The sequence below is a fragment of the Colwellia chukchiensis genome, from assembly GCF_002104455.1.
In the GTDB taxonomy this organism is placed as follows: Bacteria; Pseudomonadota; Gammaproteobacteria; order Enterobacterales; family Alteromonadaceae; genus Cognaticolwellia; species Cognaticolwellia chukchiensis.
Genome location: NZ_NBOC01000005.1, coordinates 158654 through 175408 on the forward strand (window position 1 = coordinate 158654; position 16755 = coordinate 175408).

The 16755-nt window shown below is 44.7% G+C and carries 14 protein-coding genes; all 14 read left to right on the forward strand.

Going from position 1 to position 16755, the window contains the following annotated elements:
• Window positions 1–27 precede the first annotated feature (27 nt).
• The 14 genes from B6K83_RS08380 (at window position 28) to B6K83_RS08445 (ending at window position 16754) form a co-directional block, all read left to right on the forward strand.
• The gene (locus B6K83_RS08380; protein ID WP_085284468.1) at window positions 28–1575 is read left to right on the forward strand and encodes an ABC transporter permease; all 1548 of its coding nucleotides are present in this window, start codon (window positions 28–30) and stop codon (window positions 1573–1575) included.
• Window positions 1572–2684, forward strand: coding sequence for an ABC transporter ATP-binding protein (locus B6K83_RS08385; protein WP_085284469.1), 1113 nt, complete (start codon window positions 1572–1574; stop codon window positions 2682–2684). Before B6K83_RS08380 ends, B6K83_RS08385 begins: the two co-directional genes overlap by 4 nt.
• Before the next feature lie 285 nt (window positions 2685–2969).
• Complete coding sequence (gene mraZ / locus B6K83_RS08390; protein WP_085284470.1) at window positions 2970–3428, forward strand: division/cell wall cluster transcriptional repressor MraZ; 459 nt, start codon at window positions 2970–2972, stop codon at window positions 3426–3428.
• A gap of 50 nt (window positions 3429–3478) precedes the next feature.
• Window positions 3479–4420, forward strand: coding sequence for a 16S rRNA (cytosine(1402)-N(4))-methyltransferase RsmH (rsmH, locus tag B6K83_RS08395; protein WP_085284471.1), 942 nt, complete (start codon window positions 3479–3481; stop codon window positions 4418–4420).
• Between the two features lie 15 nt (window positions 4421–4435).
• On the forward strand, window positions 4436–4750 hold the full coding sequence (gene ftsL, locus B6K83_RS08400; protein ID WP_085284472.1) for a cell division protein FtsL: 315 nt from the start codon (window positions 4436–4438) through the stop codon (window positions 4748–4750).
• 21 nt (window positions 4751–4771) lie between these two features.
• The gene (locus B6K83_RS08405; RefSeq protein WP_085284473.1) at window positions 4772–6526 is read left to right on the forward strand and encodes a penicillin-binding transpeptidase domain-containing protein; all 1755 of its coding nucleotides are present in this window, start codon (window positions 4772–4774) and stop codon (window positions 6524–6526) included.
• Window positions 6519–8108, forward strand: coding sequence for a UDP-N-acetylmuramoyl-L-alanyl-D-glutamate--2,6-diaminopimelate ligase (locus tag B6K83_RS08410; protein WP_085284474.1), 1590 nt, complete (start codon window positions 6519–6521; stop codon window positions 8106–8108). The genes B6K83_RS08405 and B6K83_RS08410 overlap by 8 nt, the downstream gene beginning before the upstream one ends.
• Complete coding sequence (locus B6K83_RS08415; protein WP_085284475.1) at window positions 8105–9505, forward strand: UDP-N-acetylmuramoyl-tripeptide--D-alanyl-D-alanine ligase; 1401 nt, start codon at window positions 8105–8107, stop codon at window positions 9503–9505. Before B6K83_RS08410 ends, B6K83_RS08415 begins: the two co-directional genes overlap by 4 nt.
• On the forward strand, window positions 9505–10587 hold the full coding sequence (mraY, locus tag B6K83_RS08420; RefSeq protein ID WP_085284476.1) for a phospho-N-acetylmuramoyl-pentapeptide-transferase: 1083 nt from the start codon (window positions 9505–9507) through the stop codon (window positions 10585–10587). Before B6K83_RS08415 ends, mraY begins: the two co-directional genes overlap by 1 nt.
• A gap of 10 nt (window positions 10588–10597) precedes the next feature.
• Window positions 10598–11992 carry a UDP-N-acetylmuramoyl-L-alanine--D-glutamate ligase gene (gene murD, locus B6K83_RS08425; protein WP_233143863.1) on the forward strand — a complete coding sequence of 465 codons (1395 nt, stop codon included), beginning with the start codon at window positions 10598–10600 and terminating at the stop codon, window positions 11990–11992.
• Entirely contained in the window at window positions 11992–13254 is a 1263-nt protein-coding gene (gene ftsW / locus B6K83_RS08430; RefSeq protein ID WP_085284477.1) for a cell division protein FtsW, read from the forward strand. Before murD ends, ftsW begins: the two co-directional genes overlap by 1 nt.
• A complete protein-coding gene (murG, locus tag B6K83_RS08435) occupies window positions 13247–14353 on the forward strand; it encodes an undecaprenyldiphospho-muramoylpentapeptide beta-N-acetylglucosaminyltransferase (RefSeq protein ID WP_085284478.1) in 1107 nt (368 codons plus the stop codon). Before ftsW ends, murG begins: the two co-directional genes overlap by 8 nt.
• On the forward strand, window positions 14350–15822 hold the full coding sequence (gene murC, locus B6K83_RS08440) for a UDP-N-acetylmuramate--L-alanine ligase (RefSeq protein ID WP_085284479.1): 1473 nt from the start codon (window positions 14350–14352) through the stop codon (window positions 15820–15822). The genes murG and murC overlap by 4 nt, the downstream gene beginning before the upstream one ends.
• Window positions 15819–16754 (forward strand): D-alanine--D-alanine ligase, encoded by a 936-nt coding sequence (locus B6K83_RS08445; RefSeq protein WP_085284480.1) that lies wholly within the window; start codon window positions 15819–15821, stop codon window positions 16752–16754. The genes murC and B6K83_RS08445 overlap by 4 nt, the downstream gene beginning before the upstream one ends.
• The last annotated feature ends 1 nt before the right edge of the window (window position 16755 follow it).

Below are 16755 nucleotides of genomic sequence, written 5' to 3' on the forward strand. Positions count from 1 at the left end.
ATTGTCTTACTGACACCAATAGTAGTTATGCTATTGGCTAGTCTTAATGCCTCCAATGAGCTATTTAGCCATTTGTGGGCCACGGTATTGCCCGAATATATCACTAATACCTTGTTGCTGGCCCTACTAGTTGCGCTATTAACCTTATGTTTTGGTGTTCCGGCAGCGGCTTTAGTCAGTCAAACTAATCTTGTCATGGCAAAACAATTACGCTGGCTATTAATGCTACCCTTGGCGATGCCGGCCTATTTAGTTGCCTATTTATATACCGACTTATTTGATTATGCAGGTCCAGTGCAACGTTCATTGCGTGCATGGTTTGGCTGGCAATCACCTGATGATTATTACTTTTTCGATATTAGAACGATTGGCGGCGCCGCGATCGTTATCGCCTTAGTCTTATTTCCCTACGTTTATATGTTAACGCGTACTGCTTTTGAGCAACAAGATCGTAATTTGTTGCGCGCAAGCCGATTACTGGGGTGTGATCAAAGACAAAGTTTTTATCAAATAGCCTTACCATTAGCACGACCAGCAATTGCGGTGTCGTTAACTTTAGTGGTCATGGAAACGTTAGCAGATTTTGCCACAGTGCAATATTTTGCCGTGAATACGTTAACAACAGCGGTATATGATACTTGGCTCGGTTATAGTGACCTTGCTGCAGCCAATGCTTTAGCCAGCGTATTGTTACTGTTTATTCTTTTTGTGGTGGTGGCAGAGCAAAGGGCGCGTGCCGGGCAACGGCATCAGTCAAGTCGGCCCAATAACCAGCAACAACGTAAACAGCTTTCTATCATGCAACAACTAACGGCTAGCCTGTTTTGTTGGTTTTTAGTGCTAGCAGGCTTTTTACTTCCCTTAGTATTATTACTGATTATGGTGGTAGATTACGCAGATTACTCACAATTTATTGCCTTGCTTAGTACCGGCAAGAACAGTATTGAAATTGCCTTTTATAGCGCGACGATAGCAACTATAATTGCCTTGTTTTTAGCGTTGTTTCAGCGCTTACACCAAAGTCGTAGTCGCAAAATACCACTGCAAATAACAAGTTTTGGTTATGCTGTGCCAGGTACCGTATTGGCGATGGCAATGCTGGCGACATTTGGGCCCATTGATCACTTGATCAATGATCTGGCAAAAGCGTTAGACCTTAAAGCTCCAGGCTTACTGCTATCGGGTACCGTCTTTGCCATAGTGTTTGCGTTTGTGGTACGTTTTTCGGCGATTGCTAATGGCACTATTAATGCGGGTATAGGGCAAATACCCAAGTCGCTTGATTTTGCGCCCGCCAGTTTAGGTGTGGCTATGGTGCCAGCAATATTTCGCGTGCATTTACCGCTGCTAAAGTCATCCATCTTGGTGGCTTGGCTGCTGGTGTTTGTCGAAGCCATGAAAGAGCTACCGGCAGTACTCTTATTGCGACCATTTAATTTTGAAACCTTAAGTACGCAAGTGTTTCAATTAATTTCTGACGAACGATTAGAGCAAGGTGCACTCGGTGCTGTGTTAATTGTTTTGTTTGGTTTGTTACCTATTATTTTGCTGAATCGCCAGAAGGACAGCCAGTGACGCCACTGATCAAGATTAAAAATTTAGCGGTTGAGTTACAACAGAAAGTGATTTTATCGCAAGTGAACTTATCGCTCGCCAAAGGAGAGATTTTAGGCTTAGTTGGTCCTAGTGGTTGTGGCAAGACAACTCTGCTTAATACCTTAGCTGGCTTTATTGACCAAAACGCAGGAACGATAACCATTAATACTGATGCTAAAGCAATTAATATCAGTGTTGATAATATGCTGCCCGCTGAGCAACGCAATATCGGTATGATCTTTCAAGATTATGCCTTGTTTCCGCATCTAAGTGTTAGTGACAACATTCGCTTTGGCTTGAAAAAATTGGCTAAAACTGTGCAAGAAAAACGCTGCCAAGAGCTGCTTAATTTGCTGGAGTTAGCTGACTTTGCCCACCGTTACCCGCACCAGTTGTCGGGTGGTCAGCAGCAACGCGTTGCCATTGCTCGCGCATTAGCGCCGCAGCCGAGTCTGCTATTACTCGACGAGCCTTTTTCCAACATTGATGCACGTTTACGTCACGAACTGATGCTAGAAATACGGCAGTTATTGAAACGTTTAAACATGACCGCCATTTTTGTTACTCACAATAAAGATGAAGTGTTTACTTTTGCCGATAAAATCGCGGTGATGGACAGCGGTAAAGTATTGCAAGTCGGCACGCCGGCTGAAGTCTGTCAACAACCGAATAGTTGGCAAGTTGCCGATTTTCTGCAATTGGGGAGTTGGTTGCCGGTGGCGTTGCTGAGCAATGGGCCAGCACCGAGTATAACCAGTTTGCTTGGCAATCTTGAACAACAACTGATCAATGTTGGCAATGTTTCGCTGCTTGATGACAGCCGTCACTTGCAAGTACTTGTGCAAGCAAATGCAATGAGCTTGTCACCGACAACAAGCAACAATGTTATCGTTGAACATATTAGCGTTACCGAGCAAGGTTATCATTATTTACTGCGCAGTATTATCCAAGACAGTCCCTTAGCGTTTAGGCAGCTTAGCTTTAACAGTCGAGAGCTGTTTGCGCTTGGCACAGAATTAGCGATCAAGATAACAGCAGAACACTTGCTGTTATATCAAGCGGCTAATGAAACTCGCAACGCAGAGTAAAGGGCGACAATCGCTAACCATGGCAGGCTTTGTCGCTTATCTATGACACCCAAACCACTTTATACCCAGAAAATAATAAATTTTCCCACGCAATTGGGCCTCAGATCCACAAAAGTCCACAATATCATTAACTTCCCGCAAAGCCTTTATTTTATAGGCGTTCAGCGCAATCAAATTAGCAAAACTTTGCTTGACATAAGTTTGCTTTACTCACTAAACTGTATCAATGTGGGAAAAAGTGGGAATTAGTGGATCTTCAAAGATCCCAAAATAATAAAACGGATTATGTTTAGAGGCACTAGCGCAATTACGCTCGATAGTAAAAATAGAATCACGATACCAACTCGGTATCGCGAGGAGCTATTTGCTGATTGCCAAGGAAAAATGGTGTGTACGCTAGATATTCAACACCCGTGTTTATTGTTATACCCACTCCCTGAATGGGAAGAAATAGAGTTAAAGCTGTGTGGATTATCAAGTATGAACCCACAAGAGCGTATATTACAGCAGGTATTATTAGGGAATGCTTCAGATTGCGACATAGATAAAAGTGGTCGTTTATTAATTAATGGGCCACTTCGACAACATGCCGGTTTAGAGAAAAACCTGATGTTAGTTGGGCAATTAAAGAAATTTGAGATCTGGAGTGAAAGTGCTTGGCAAGCACAAATGCAACAAGGAATTGCCCAGATCCAGTCAGGTGAAATAGAGCTGACTGAACGATTACTCGATTTATCTTTATGATAAATCGCCACCGACAATAATGACAATTAAATGGCGTTGATAAACAACTAATGCAACACGATAATGCACATATTTCTGTTCTGCTGGAAGAGTCGATAGCAGGCCTGGCAATAAAACCAGACGGTACTTATATCGACTGTACCTTTGGGCGTGGCGGGCATTCGGGGTTGATTTTGCAACACTTGTCAGCTCAGGGGCGCTTGATAGCGATTGATCGTGATCCTAGTGCAATTGCCGCGGCAGAAAAGTTTGCCCAAGATGAGCGCTTTATTATTGAGCACCATGGCTTTGCCGAGTTGGCAAAAATTGCTGATAAACATCAGCTAAATGAAAAAGTTGACGGTATCTTGTTGGACTTAGGGGTATCTTCGCCGCAACTTGATGAAGCTGAACGCGGCTTTAGCTTTATGAAAGATGGGCCACTGGATATGCGCATGGATACCACACGTGGGCAAACCGCTGCCGAATGGTTAGCCGTGGCCGACGTTGAAGATATAACTTGGGTTTTGCGTACCTTTGGCGAAGAAAAGCATGCCTGGCGTATTGCAAATGCCATTGTGGCGGAGCGAGAGCAACAACCGATAACTCGTACCGGACAATTAGCACAATTAATAAAGCAAACCGCGCCACAAAGAGAAATAAAAAAGCATCCTGCAACACGCAGTTTTCAAGCGATTCGCATGTATATCAATAGTGAGTTAGAGCAAATTGAACAAGCGCTAGCGGCAGCACTGAAGATACTAGCTACTGGCGGTCGCTTAGTGGTGATTAGCTTTCATTCTTTAGAAGATCGCTTGGTCAAACAGTTTATGAAAAAGCATTCGCAGGGCGTCAAAGTGCCGCGCGGCATGCCCATCAGTGAAGCGGAGCTGAATAAAGGTAAAAGCTTAAGTTTGGTGGGTCGTAAGCTCAAACCCAGTAAAGATGAAGTGGCGGAAAATGTACGTTCGCGTAGCTCAGTGCTTAGGGTGGCACAAAGGCTAGCGCGCTAACGTTGGCGCAACATTATGACAACCAAGAAAGTGGTTTTAACCCTTGATATCTGGCATGACATCCGACGCCATTTATTGGTGTATGCCATTTTGTGTTTGGTGTTAGTGTCAGCGTTTTCGGTAATTTATTTTACCCATTTAAATCGCCAAACCACTAGCACCATAGAGGTGCTATTGAGCGAGCGAGATGCTTTAGAGAATGAATGGTTAAATTTGCTGTTAGAACAAAATAGTTTAGCTGAGCACAGCAGTATCGAAAGCAATGCTGAAAAGCAGCTTGATATGACTCGGCCTGATGCCAACTCAGAAATTATTATTAAATTGCTATAACGAAATAGCACGAGTAGGACCATGAGAAAAACCGCACAATATAAACCAAACACAGTGACATGGCGTTTTTACGTTGTGTTAGGTACTGTTGTGCTCATTTATGCTGGCTTGATGGCGCGTACCGCCTATATTCAAGTGTTTGAACCCGATATGCTAAAAAAGCAAGGGGATAATCGCTCGCTGCGCGTCAATACTAAAACCGTGCAACGTGGCTCAATTGTGGATCGCAACGGTCATGAGCTTGCGATCAGCGTGCCAGTAGAAACTGTCTGGGCAGATCCGAAAATTATATTTGAAAGCAACGCTTTAGCCATGAAAAAGCATTGGCAAGCGTTGGCAGATGTGCTGGGCCAAGACGTAAAAAAGTTAAAGGTAAGAATCACCAAAAACCCGACTAAGCGCTTTGTCTATATTGAACGCAAAGTTGCACCCGCCATGGCAAGTTATATTCGTGAGTTAAAAATCCCGGGTATTTATTTACGCAAGGAGTCAAAGCGCTTTTACCCTGCAGGTGAAATAAGCGCCCATGTGGTTGGCTTTACCAATGTTGATGATAAAGGTATTGAAGGTATAGAGCGGGTTTTTGATCAGTTGCTTACCGGTGAGAATGGCGAAAAAAAATACCGTAAAGACGCAAAAGGTAGAAAAATTGAAATATTATCAGTCAAGGCTTCTACGCCCCCGAAAAATATTGAGCTGAGTATAGATCAACGCATTCAAGCCTTAGCATATCGAGAGCTAAAAGGGGCAGTTAAAGCGTTTAAAGCAACCTCAGGCTCTGCTGTGGTGACCAATGTTAATACCGGCGAGGTTTTAGCATTAGTTAATAGCCCATCATATAACCCCAATAATCGTGCTGGTGTCGCCGTACACCGCTTTCGTAATCGTGCCATCACAGATATTTACGAGCCGGCATCAACCATGAAGCCCCTGACTGTGCTGACGGCATTAGAGTTTGGTAGTGCCGAAAAAGACAGTATTATCGACACCTATCCAGGCTGGATGCGTTTAGGAGGTAGCCGTGTTTCTGATCCGCGTTATTTAGGCAAAATCAGTTTAGCTGAGTTGCTGATCCACTCGTCAAATATGGGCACGACAAAATTGGCATTGTCAGTACCGAAAAGCTATTTAATTGACAAATTTTTTGATGCTGGCTTTTCCGAAGAGACAGGGACAGGCTTAATTGGTGAAAGCTCCGGCATGATGCATGATCGGGCGCGTTGGTCTGATTTTGAACTGGCAACTTTATCTTGGGGGCATGGCGTTGCCATAACTCCCATTCAACTTGCGCGTTTTTACAGTATCTTGGGCAATGGCGGTGTTAAAGTCCCCTTAACGATTTTAAAGCAAGATCCACAAACACAGCAAAAACAAGCGTATGAGCGCATATTTTCAGCGCAGCATAGTCAAAATGTTGTTGAATTGCTTGAGCATGTCGTCAATAAACAGCATACGGTTGCAAAAATTGAAGGCTACCGAATTGGCGGCAAAAGTGGTACCGCCATCAAAGCTTTTGCCGGCGGATATGGTAGTGATTATGTCGGGTTATTTGCTGGCGTAGCGCCAATCTCAGATCCAGAAATTGCCGTAGTTGTCGTCATTGATGACCCAGGTGGCGATTTATATCATGGCGGCGAGGTAGCAGCACCCGTGTTTTCTCGCATTATGAAAGGCACGCTACGGCTACTCAATATTCCACCCGATGCGAGTACCCAGATATCAAGCGTACAAGCAACAACAGCTGAATTAACCAATAAGGAGCGTGACCATGTCTGATCACGCTTTATACGTTTATAGCCAACCTGAGAGTTTTGCTGCTATTGAGGCGGCATTGCACTCGGCTGGTATTAAGCTTGCTGGTGAAGACTTAGCGAAAATTCAGCGACACTTTAGTCTACAGCCAAATAAAACAGTTGCTTTGGTCAATGATACCCGGGCTATTCATGCTGGTGATGTTTTTTGTGCTGTTATTGGTAGTCTACGCGATGGCCGAGCTTATGTTGCGCAAGCTTTAGCGGCCAATTGCGGGCTGATTTTTGAGGAAACAAAAGACGAAAAGCTACATGGACAATTGAATTGGCAGCAAAATAACGCGGGGCAATCCATAGCGCTAATAAAGAGCTGGCAACTGAATGACAATTTATTCGCACTGGCAAGCGCATTTTATGGTGCGCCAAGTCAACACATCAAGGTTATTGGTATTACCGGCACTAATGGCAAAACCAGTACTAGTCAAATTATTGCAAGTTTGTTGGATCATTGTCAGCAAAATGCTGCCGTTATTGGTACCAATGGCGCCGGCAAGCTTGGCCATTTACACAGCATTGAAAACACCACGCCAGGTGCTACAGAGCTACAGCACTTGTTTTGCGGCTTTGCCAAGCAAAACATTAGCCATGTTGCGATGGAAGTATCTTCGCATGCGTTAGCGCAAAAGCGCGTTCATGGCACATTATTTTCTACTGCCGTATTTACCAATTTATCCCGTGACCATTTAGATTACCACCAAACCATGAGTGCCTACGCGCAAGCAAAGAAACAAATATTCAGCGCGCAAGCAACGCAAATGGCCGTGATTAATGGTGATGATCAGCAAGCACAAAAATGGCTGCAAAGCTGGCCAAAATCTCAACCTGTGGTGGTTTATGGTCGTGGCGAAGACATTGCACATTACTCGCGCTTTGCTCAAGCGTTAGCAGTGCAGCATCATACTAATGGCGTAAGTTTCCAACTGCATACCGAGCAGGGTCAATGTCATATTCGCAGTGCACTATTGGGGGATTTTAATGTTGAAAACTTGCTTGCAGCTATTGCGGTACTAATCGTTGAAGGCTTTACCCTAGCAACCATAGCTCAAGCCATTAAACAGCTCGAGCCAATAATGGGTCGCATGGAAGCCTTTAATGCACCGAGTAAAACCACGGCGGTAATTGATTACGCCCATACCCCAGAGGCACTTGCCAGCGCTTTAGATGCTTGCCGCCTACATTGTCAGGGCAAATTATGGTTGGTGTTTGGTTGTGGTGGTGATCGTGATGTTGGTAAGCGCCCGTTAATGGCGCAAGTAGCAGAAGCTAAGGCAGATCAAATTATTATTACCAATGACAACCCGCGTAGCGAAAGCCCAGAGGCGATAGCCCGTGACATTATGGCAGGCTTTAGCCATAGCGCGCAGGTTGAAACAATATTAGATAGACGTAGCGCAGTGTTAACAGCGCTCACTCATGCGCATGTCGATGATGTGGTGCTATGCGCCGGTAAAGGTCACGAAGACTACATTATCGTTGCCAATGAAAAACATCATTATGATGAACGTGCCTTGGTAAATGAGTTTTTTCATGGCGAGGCACAATTATGATCACATTATCGTTGACCGAACTTGCCAGCGCGATCAACGGAGAGTTGATCGGTGCAGATAGAAGTGTTCAAGCCATTAGCACCGATAGTCGCTCACTCAGCACTGGCGATGTTTTTTTGGCGCTTAAAGGCCCAAATTTTGATGGTCATAAGTTTGTCAAACAAGCAAGTGCGCAAGGCTGCAGTGCGGTGATAGTGCAACACGCCAGCGCTGAGCTGGATATTGCACAAATTGTAGTGGCAGATACGCATCAAGCATTAGGCACTATCGCTGCTTATGTAAAAGCAAAAGTGGCGCCGAAAACTGTCGCTATCACCGGCAGCAGTGGTAAAACCACAGTAAAAGAAATGGTGGCGGCGATTTTAAAGCGCTTAGGCAAGGTGTTAGCGACCCAAGGTAACTTTAACAACGACATAGGTGTACCGCTAACCTTATTGCGACTCGAGGCTGATCACGACTTTGCTGTGGTTGAGCTTGGTGCTAATCATTTAGGTGAGATTGCCTATACCTCTGCGCTAGTAAAGCCAGATGTAGCATTGATTAACAACATTGCCGCCGCACACTTAGAAGGCTTTGGTGACTTAGCTGGTGTTGCACGCGCCAAAGGTGAGATTTTTTCCGGCTTGGTTGCTGGTGGTGTCGCAATATTTGAGCAAAATAGTCGTTGGCTGAGTAAGTGGCAATGGCGTTTGAGTGACAAAGAAATTCGCCGTTTTTCTTGTCAAGACAGTGCCGATTGTTACAGCCAACAGCAAGTATTAGATGATAATGGCTGCGCAAGCTTTAAGTTGGTAACACCGAAAGGCAGTACTTATATTGAATTAACTGTGCCCGGCCAACATAACGTCTGTAATGCGGTTGCCGCAGCCACTATAGCGTTAGAGTTTGGCGCCAGTTTAGCCGACATTCGTTTAGGGTTAGCAGCAATGGCCGGCGCGAAAGGGCGGTTGAACTTACATCAATTACGCAACAATATTAAAGTGATTGATGATAGCTATAACGCTAATGTGGAGTCGATCAAAGCCGCCACCGACCTATTGGCAAGCTATCCTGGGCGTCGGATTTTGATCCTTGGTGATATGGGAGAATTAGGCAGTGAAGCGCGCCGCTATCATCAAGAGGTGGGCGAATATGTTAAAAGTAAAGCTATCGATGATTTACTGACTTTAGGGGTGTTAAGTCAACACACAGCTAATGGCTTTTATGCCGTTACTAGCGATCAGAGCAATCATTTCAATAGTAAAGAAAAATTAGTTTCACAGTTACAAGACTTACTTCAGGGTGAAGGTCAGCAAGTAACCATTTTAGTGAAAGGTTCACGCAGTGCTCATATGGAAGACGTAGTGGCTGATATTATTCAATGGCATAACAGTCTAACACTGCAGGAGCAGATATAATGTTACTTTGGTTAGGTGAGTATCTCACCCAGTTTTATTCATTTTTCAACGTTTTTTCCTATTTAACGTTTCGGGCAATTGTTTCAACGCTAACCGCCTTGGCTATTTCGTTATACTTTGGCCCTAAACTGATCCGAGCGTTACAAAAAATGCAGATTGGTCAGACGGTTAGAGACGATGGTCCAGAAAGTCACCTGTCAAAATCAGGAACGCCAACCATGGGCGGTATCTTGATATTAGCGGCCATTGTTGCCAGTGTTCTGCTATGGGCGAACTTAAGTAACAGCTATGTTTGGGTGGTGTTATTTGTTTTGGTTAGCTTTGGTTTGATCGGATTTGTTGACGACTATCGTAAAGTCATTCGTAAAGACTCCAATGGCTTAATTGCCCGTTGGAAGTATTTTTGGCAAACCGTGATCGGCTTGGCTACGGCAATTTTTCTCTATGCTTTTGCACAAAACCCTGCTGAAACCTCGTTGCTCATTCCTTTTGTTAAGAACGTGTTACCTCAGTTGGGCTTACTTTATATTGCCTTAGTTTATTTTGTCATTGTCGGTACCAGTAACGCGGTGAATTTAACCGATGGACTCGACGGTTTAGCAATTGTGCCCACTATTATGGTCGCCGGTGCTTTTGCTATTTTTGCCTATATGACAGGTAATGCTAATTTCTCAGAATATTTGCATATTCCGCACATAGCTCTAGCCAGTGAATTAGTGGTGGTTTGTACCGCTATGGTGGGCGCAGGGCTGGGTTTTCTCTGGTTTAACACCTACCCAGCGCAGGTTTTTATGGGCGATGTGGGATCACTTGCCTTAGGTGCAGCGCTTGGGGTGATTGCGGTTTTAGTGCGCCAAGAATTAGTGCTATTTATTATGGGCGGTGTTTTTGTGATGGAAACCATGTCAGTAATATTACAAGTGGGCTCTTATAAACTGCGCGGTCAGCGTATTTTTAGAATGGCGCCTATCCATCATCATTATGAATTAAAAGGTTGGCCAGAGCCGCGGGTTATCGTGCGCTTTTGGATTATTTCGCTGGTATTAGTGTTGGTGGGATTAGCCACCTTAAAGTTAAGGTAAAGAGAGCGGCGTGAAGACATTACTGTCACAGTCGGTAACGACACAATTAGCCAATAAACGTATTGTGATCTTAGGCATAGGTATCACAGGCTTGTCGTGTGCGCGCTTTTTACATGGTCATCAACTGCCTTTTGCCGTTAATGACAGCCGTGCTATGCCAATTTCTCCGGGTGATTTTAAGCAACAGTTTGCTGATAATCGCTTAGTGTTAGGGCATTGGGATTCGGCACTAATTGCGCAAGCAGAAGTGTTAATTGTCAGCCCCGGTATTGATTTGGCGACACCAGAAATTAACGATGCTATTTCAGTAGATTGTGATGTTATCGGTGATATTGAACTCTTTTGTCGCTTAAGTGACACGCCAATTATTGCCGTCACGGGCTCTAATGGTAAGTCTACTGTGGTCTCGATGCTAAATTATTTAGGTAAAGCCTTAAACTATCAGGTGCAACTTGGTGGCAATATTGGTTTGCCGGTATTGGATCAAATCGCTCAAGATGCGGTAGATGTGATGATACTAGAACTGTCGAGTTTTCAACTAGAGACCATTCGCAGTATGAAACCACTGGCTGCAACTGTCTTGAACGTTAGCGATGATCACTTAGATCGACATAAGAGCCTTGCCAATTATAGCGCGATAAAGCAGCGTATTTATAAAAATGCAACCTATGCTGTCTATAACCGCCAAGATCAGGCAACGACGCCAACAGCAAACTATCAGGCCAGCCAAATGTTAAGTTTCGGTGCTGATCAGCCAACGTCGGAAAACTTAGGTTTAGCTGTTATTAATGGTGACTTGCAGCTTATGCACGGAAAACGTGTGCTATGTGCGTTGGCAGACTTACCGCTACAGGGTATTCATAATGCCTTGAACTATTTAGCCGTTTTAGCCTTAGGTCACTGTGCGGGCTGGGATATAACGGCGATGTTAAGCGCTTTAAAAAGCTTTAAAGGCTTAGCGCATCGCTGTGAGCTAATTGCGAGTAATGATGGTATTCGTTGGATCAATGACTCTAAAGCGACAAATGTTGGGGCAACATTAGCGGCAATTCAAGGTTTAGCACCAAGTTTGCAAGGTAAGCAACTGTTTTTAATTGCTGGTGGCGATGGCAAGGGCGCCGACTTTCAACCATTAGCCCAAGCGATACAAACGCAAGTTGATTACTTAATCACCCTAGGAAAAGATGGACAAGCAATAGCTGACTTGCGTTTAGCCAGCCAAGTAGAGTGCACTACCCATGTGAGTTCTTTGGCAGAGGCAGTAACTTGGGCCAGAAAACGTGCCCAGCCAGGTGATATGGTGTTATTGTCGCCCGCTTGTGCCAGTTTGGATATGTTTGCCAACTATGTTGAGCGAGGCGTGGTCTTTATTAAATCTGTCTTGTTGCAAAAGGAGCACAGTTAATGTCGTTATCTTTTGCTCAATTATCGCAACTGACGTGGCCGAACTGGTTACCAATAGAAAACAAAACTGCCACTACTTTTGATCGCAGCTACCTTATTCTCGCCCTTTGTATGTATACCATAGGTTTGATAATGGTGGCGAGTTCGTCGATGCCAATAGCGGAGCGGTTATTTGATAATCCGTTTCATTTTATTATCCGCCATATGATCTATATCGTGTTGAGTATTGCCGTGGCTGGTGTTGCTTTACATATTCCCATGAGTCGATGGCATCAATCGAGCGGTACCTTATTGTTGTTGGGTATATTTTTACTGATGGTGGTATTGGTTGTGGGTCGTAATGTTAATGGCTCGACACGTTGGATTGCCCTCGGACCTATTACCATTCAAGCAGCTGAGCCGGCAAAATTGTTTTTCTTCTGTTACTTATCAGCGTATTTGGTAAGACGTCGCGACGAAGTGATGGAAAACGTTAAAGGCTTTGCCAAACCATTAGTAGTTTTTGCGGTACTTGGCGGCTTGTTACTTTTGCAACCCGACTTAGGCACCATCATCGTGATGTTTGTCACCACGTTTGGCTTATTATTTTTAGCGGGCGCTAAGCTATGGCAATTTATCGCCATTGCTGGTGTTGGGGTCAGTTTATTGTCGATGTTGGCCTATTTATCACCTTATCGTTGGGCGCGAGTTACCAGTTTTCTTGACCCATGGAAAGACCCCTTTGGTAGTGGTTATCAGCTGACGCAGTCATTGATGGCATACGGCCGTGGTGAAACCTTAGGCCAAGGACTAGGTAATAGTGTGCAAAAATTAGAGTATTTACCAGAAGCACATACTGACTTTGTGATGGCAGTTTTGGCTGAAGAGTTGGGCTTTATTGGTATTAGCGCCATTTTAATACTCAGCATGACTTTAGTGATTAAAGCGCTACTACTCGGCAAAAAAGCGGTTAAGCAAGAAAAGTACTTTGAAGGTTTTTTTGCTTATGCCATCGGCATTTGGTTTTGCTTTCAAGCCGCGGTAAATATTGGCGCCAGTGCCGGTATTGTACCCACCAAAGGGTTAACCATGCCCTTGATCAGTTATGGTGGCAGCTCAATGATTATTATGACCCTAGCCGTGGTTATTTTAATTCGCATTGATCACGAAATACGCTTGCAAAGTATGCAAGCGACCAGTCGCCTGTCGGCGGTGAATAAAAGTAACAAAAAGACTAAAAGTAAAGTGAAAAAAACAAAGTTAAACGAGGGTGATAATGACTGAAGAACTAAGTCATGACGTAAAGCGCCCAACATTGTTAGTAATGGCGGGTGGCACAGGTGGTCATATCTTTCCGGGTATTGCGGTTGCGGATGCGTTAAGCCAGCAAGGCTGGAACATACATTGGCTGGGCACTGCTGAGCGCATGGAAGCCGAAATAGTGCCGAAAAGTGGCTACCCAATTTCGTTTATCAATATCAGTGGTATTCGTAATAAAGGTTGGCAAACTTGGCTAAAAACGCCTTTTAAAGTCATGCAGTCGATTCTGCAGTCGGTGCGTATTCTGCGAGAGGTTAAGCCGGATGTGGTGTTAGGCATGGGCGGTTACGCTAGTGCGCCAGGCGGTGTCGCCGCTTGGTTATTGAGTATTCCTTTAGTGTTACATGAGCAAAATGCGGTTGCGGGTATGAGCAATCGATTTCTGTCGCACTTGGCCAGTAAAACCTTAAGTGCCTTTCCTGGTGCGTTTAGCAAAAGAGTAACGCCCGAAGTGGTGGGTAACCCGCTGCGTAGTGATATTATTGCCATCAAAAATGTGATTCCAGAACAACCGGCTACTAGTAAAAAAGTGCTGGTTGTTGGCGGTAGCTTAGGGGCGAAAATATTGAATGATGTTGTGCCACAAGCCATGAAGCAAATTAAAGTGCAAAGTATTGATGTATGGCATCAAACCGGTGCGGGTAATGAGCAAGCTGTGCTGAAAAGCTATCAAGATTATGGTTTGCCAGAAGACAAGGTGAAAGTGACAGAGTTTATTGACGACATGGCCTCTGCTTATCAATGGGCAGATGTCGTGATTTGCCGCGCCGGCGCGTTAACGGTTTCTGAATTAGCCATGGCGGCAAAGCCAGCGATATTTGTACCGCTACCTCATGCGGTAGATGACCATCAAACCCGTAATGCCATGTACCTTGTTGAGTGCGGTGCAGCAAAACTGATTGCCCAACAAGAGTTCAACGGAACCACCTTAGGGCAAACACTAAACAGCCTTTTTATTTCAGATAAAGTCGTGCAACAGATGTCAAAGGCGGCACATAATGCCGCGCATGCCGACGCCACCAAGCGTGTAGCTGCGGTTTGTATTGAGGCGGCACAAGTATGAGTAAAGATATGAGTAAAACAAGCAATAGCACAGCGCGCTTAACAAGTGCCAATCATAGCGTGCCAGAAATGCGCCGCGTTAAGACTATCCATTTTGTTGGTATTGGTGGCGCGGGTATGGGCGGTATTGCTGAGGTGCTACTCAATGAAGGTTACCATATTACTGGCTCCGACATTGGTGAGAACCAAGTGGTGAAAAGGCTGAGAAAACTGGGCGCAAAAATTACCCTTGGTCACCATAAAGACAATGTTATTAATGCTAGCGTTATTGTGGTTTCAACTGCGATTAATGTCGATAACCCAGAGCTAATTGCCGCAACTGAGATGCGAATTCCTGTAGTGCGCCGCGCCGAAATGTTAGCCGAATTAATGCGTTTTCGTCATGGTATTGCCGTTGCCGGTACGCATGGCAAAACCACCACCACTAGCTTAATTGCCAGTATCTTTGCCCAAGCAAATTTAGATCCCACGTTTGTTATTGGTGGCTTATTAAATAGCGCAGGTGCTAATGCGCGTTTAGGTAGTAGTCGTTACCTAATCGCAGAAGCCGATGAAAGTGATGCGTCGTTTTTGCATTTGCAGCCTATGGTTTCTGTCATCACTAATATTGATGAAGATCATATGGATACTTATCAAGGCGATATTGAAAAGCTCAAAGATACCTATATTGAGTTTTTGCACAATTTACCCTTTTATGGGTTAGCCGTTGTTTGTCTAGACAACCCTATCGTGCGAGAAATATTGCCGCGTATTGGACGACAAGTTATCACCTATGGTTTTACCGAAGATGCGGATATTCGAGCCACGCAATATCAACAAGCAGCAGGCATGAGTTCATTTGTGGTTGAACGCGAAGGCAGCTCGCCGCTGGCCATTAGCGTTAACTTACCCGGCAAGCATAACGTGTTAAATGCGCTAGCCGGTGTTGCGGTTGCGATTGATGAAGGAGTGGCTGATAACGCTATTCAAGATGCCTTGAAAAATTTTGCGGGTATTGGTCGACGCTTTGAAAAATTAGCCACACTCAGCACAGATAAAGGCAGTATGTTGTTAGTCGATGATTACGGCCATCACCCAACAGAAGTTAAAGCCACTATTGATGCCATGCGCAATGGTTGGCCAAACAAGCGACTAATCATGGTATTTCAGCCTCATCGCTATTCCCGTACTAAAGATCTTTATGAAGACTTTGTCGAAGTACTCTCTGAGGTTGATAGTTTATTTTTACTTGATGTTTACGCCGCAGGTGAAGCGGCTATTGCCAATGCAGATAGCAAAAGCCTAGCACGCAGTATTCGCTTACGCGGTCAAATAGAGCCAATCTATGTCAGTGACAGTGACAAGTTAGCGGAGCTGATGGCTGCACAATTGCGTGATGGCGATATGGTTATCACCCAAGGTGCTGGCAATATCGGCGCTATTGCCCAGCAATTAATGCACAATGAAAACTTAACGGTGGTGCAGCCATGAAGCCATTATTGCAGCAAAAATTAGCCGTTTTGTATGGGGGAACGTCGGCAGAACGGGCGGTATCGCTTAATTCTGGTCAAGCGATCGCAAAAGGCTTAGCAAGTGCAGGCTTTAACGTACAACTTATTGACACCAAAGATTATTGTTTAAGTGATTTAGCTAAGTTGGATATCGATCGAGTCTTTATAGCCTTGCATGGTCGTGGCGGTGAAGACGGCTGTGTGCAAGGCGCCTTGCAATACATGAATATTCCTTATACTGGCTCAGATGTTTTAGGCTCGGCCTTGTCGATGGATAAAATACGCAGTAAGCAAGTGTTCCAAGCACTCGGTTTGCCTACCGCAGCGTTTGCCATTGTTAACAAGGCAGAATACCAAATTGCCGATGCTGCTAAGGTCTTAGAAAAGCTTGGCAATGTGGTGATGGTAAAGCCCGCCAATGAAGGCTCTAGCATAGGGATGTCAAAGGCCAATAATGCGCAAGAATTGCACCAAGCTTTGATGGCGGCGTTTCATTATGATCAACAAGTATTGGTTGAAGCCTGGATACAAGGTCCAGAGTATACGGTGGCCATCTTAGGGCAAACACCACTGCCCGCGATACACATGCAAACGCCGCACGACTTTTATGACTATGACGCAAAATACCAGTCAAATAGCACGCAATATCATTGTCCATGTGGTTTATCGGCCGCTGATGAAGCCGAGTTACAAAATATTGCGTTAAAAGCCTTTAATGCCACCGGCGCAAAAGGTTGGGGCCGAGTTGATGTGATGCGCAATAATCAAGGGCAGTGGCAACTGTTAGAGGTCAATACGGTTCCCGGCATGACAGAAACCTCGTTAGTGCCTAAAGCGGCTAAAGTGTATGGCTTAAGCTTTAGCGAGTTAGTCACTAAAATAGTGGCCATCAGTGTTGAGGGTAGCGAGTAAG

Coding starts and splice junctions, on each gene's coding strand:
- ftsW (WP_085284477.1), top strand. CDS start 11,992: ATGTCGTTATCTTTTGCTCAATTATCGCAACTGACGTGGCCGAACTGG.
- rsmH (WP_085284471.1), top strand. CDS start 3,479: ATGCAACACGATAATGCACATATTTCTGTTCTGCTGGAAGAGTCGATA.
- B6K83_RS08405 (WP_085284473.1), top strand. CDS start 4,772: ATGAGAAAAACCGCACAATATAAACCAAACACAGTGACATGGCGTTTT.
- ftsL (WP_085284472.1), top strand. CDS start 4,436: ATGACAACCAAGAAAGTGGTTTTAACCCTTGATATCTGGCATGACATC.
- B6K83_RS08445 (WP_085284480.1), top strand. CDS start 15,819: ATGAAGCCATTATTGCAGCAAAAATTAGCCGTTTTGTATGGGGGAACG.
- mraY (WP_085284476.1), top strand. CDS start 9,505: ATGTTACTTTGGTTAGGTGAGTATCTCACCCAGTTTTATTCATTTTTC.
- B6K83_RS08415 (WP_085284475.1), top strand. CDS start 8,105: ATGATCACATTATCGTTGACCGAACTTGCCAGCGCGATCAACGGAGAG.
- murG (WP_085284478.1), top strand. CDS start 13,247: ATGACTGAAGAACTAAGTCATGACGTAAAGCGCCCAACATTGTTAGTA.
- murC (WP_085284479.1), top strand. CDS start 14,350: ATGAGTAAAGATATGAGTAAAACAAGCAATAGCACAGCGCGCTTAACA.
- B6K83_RS08380 (WP_085284468.1), top strand. CDS start 28: ATGCTATTGGCTAGTCTTAATGCCTCCAATGAGCTATTTAGCCATTTG.
- mraZ (WP_085284470.1), top strand. CDS start 2,970: ATGTTTAGAGGCACTAGCGCAATTACGCTCGATAGTAAAAATAGAATC.
- B6K83_RS08410 (WP_085284474.1), top strand. CDS start 6,519: ATGTCTGATCACGCTTTATACGTTTATAGCCAACCTGAGAGTTTTGCT.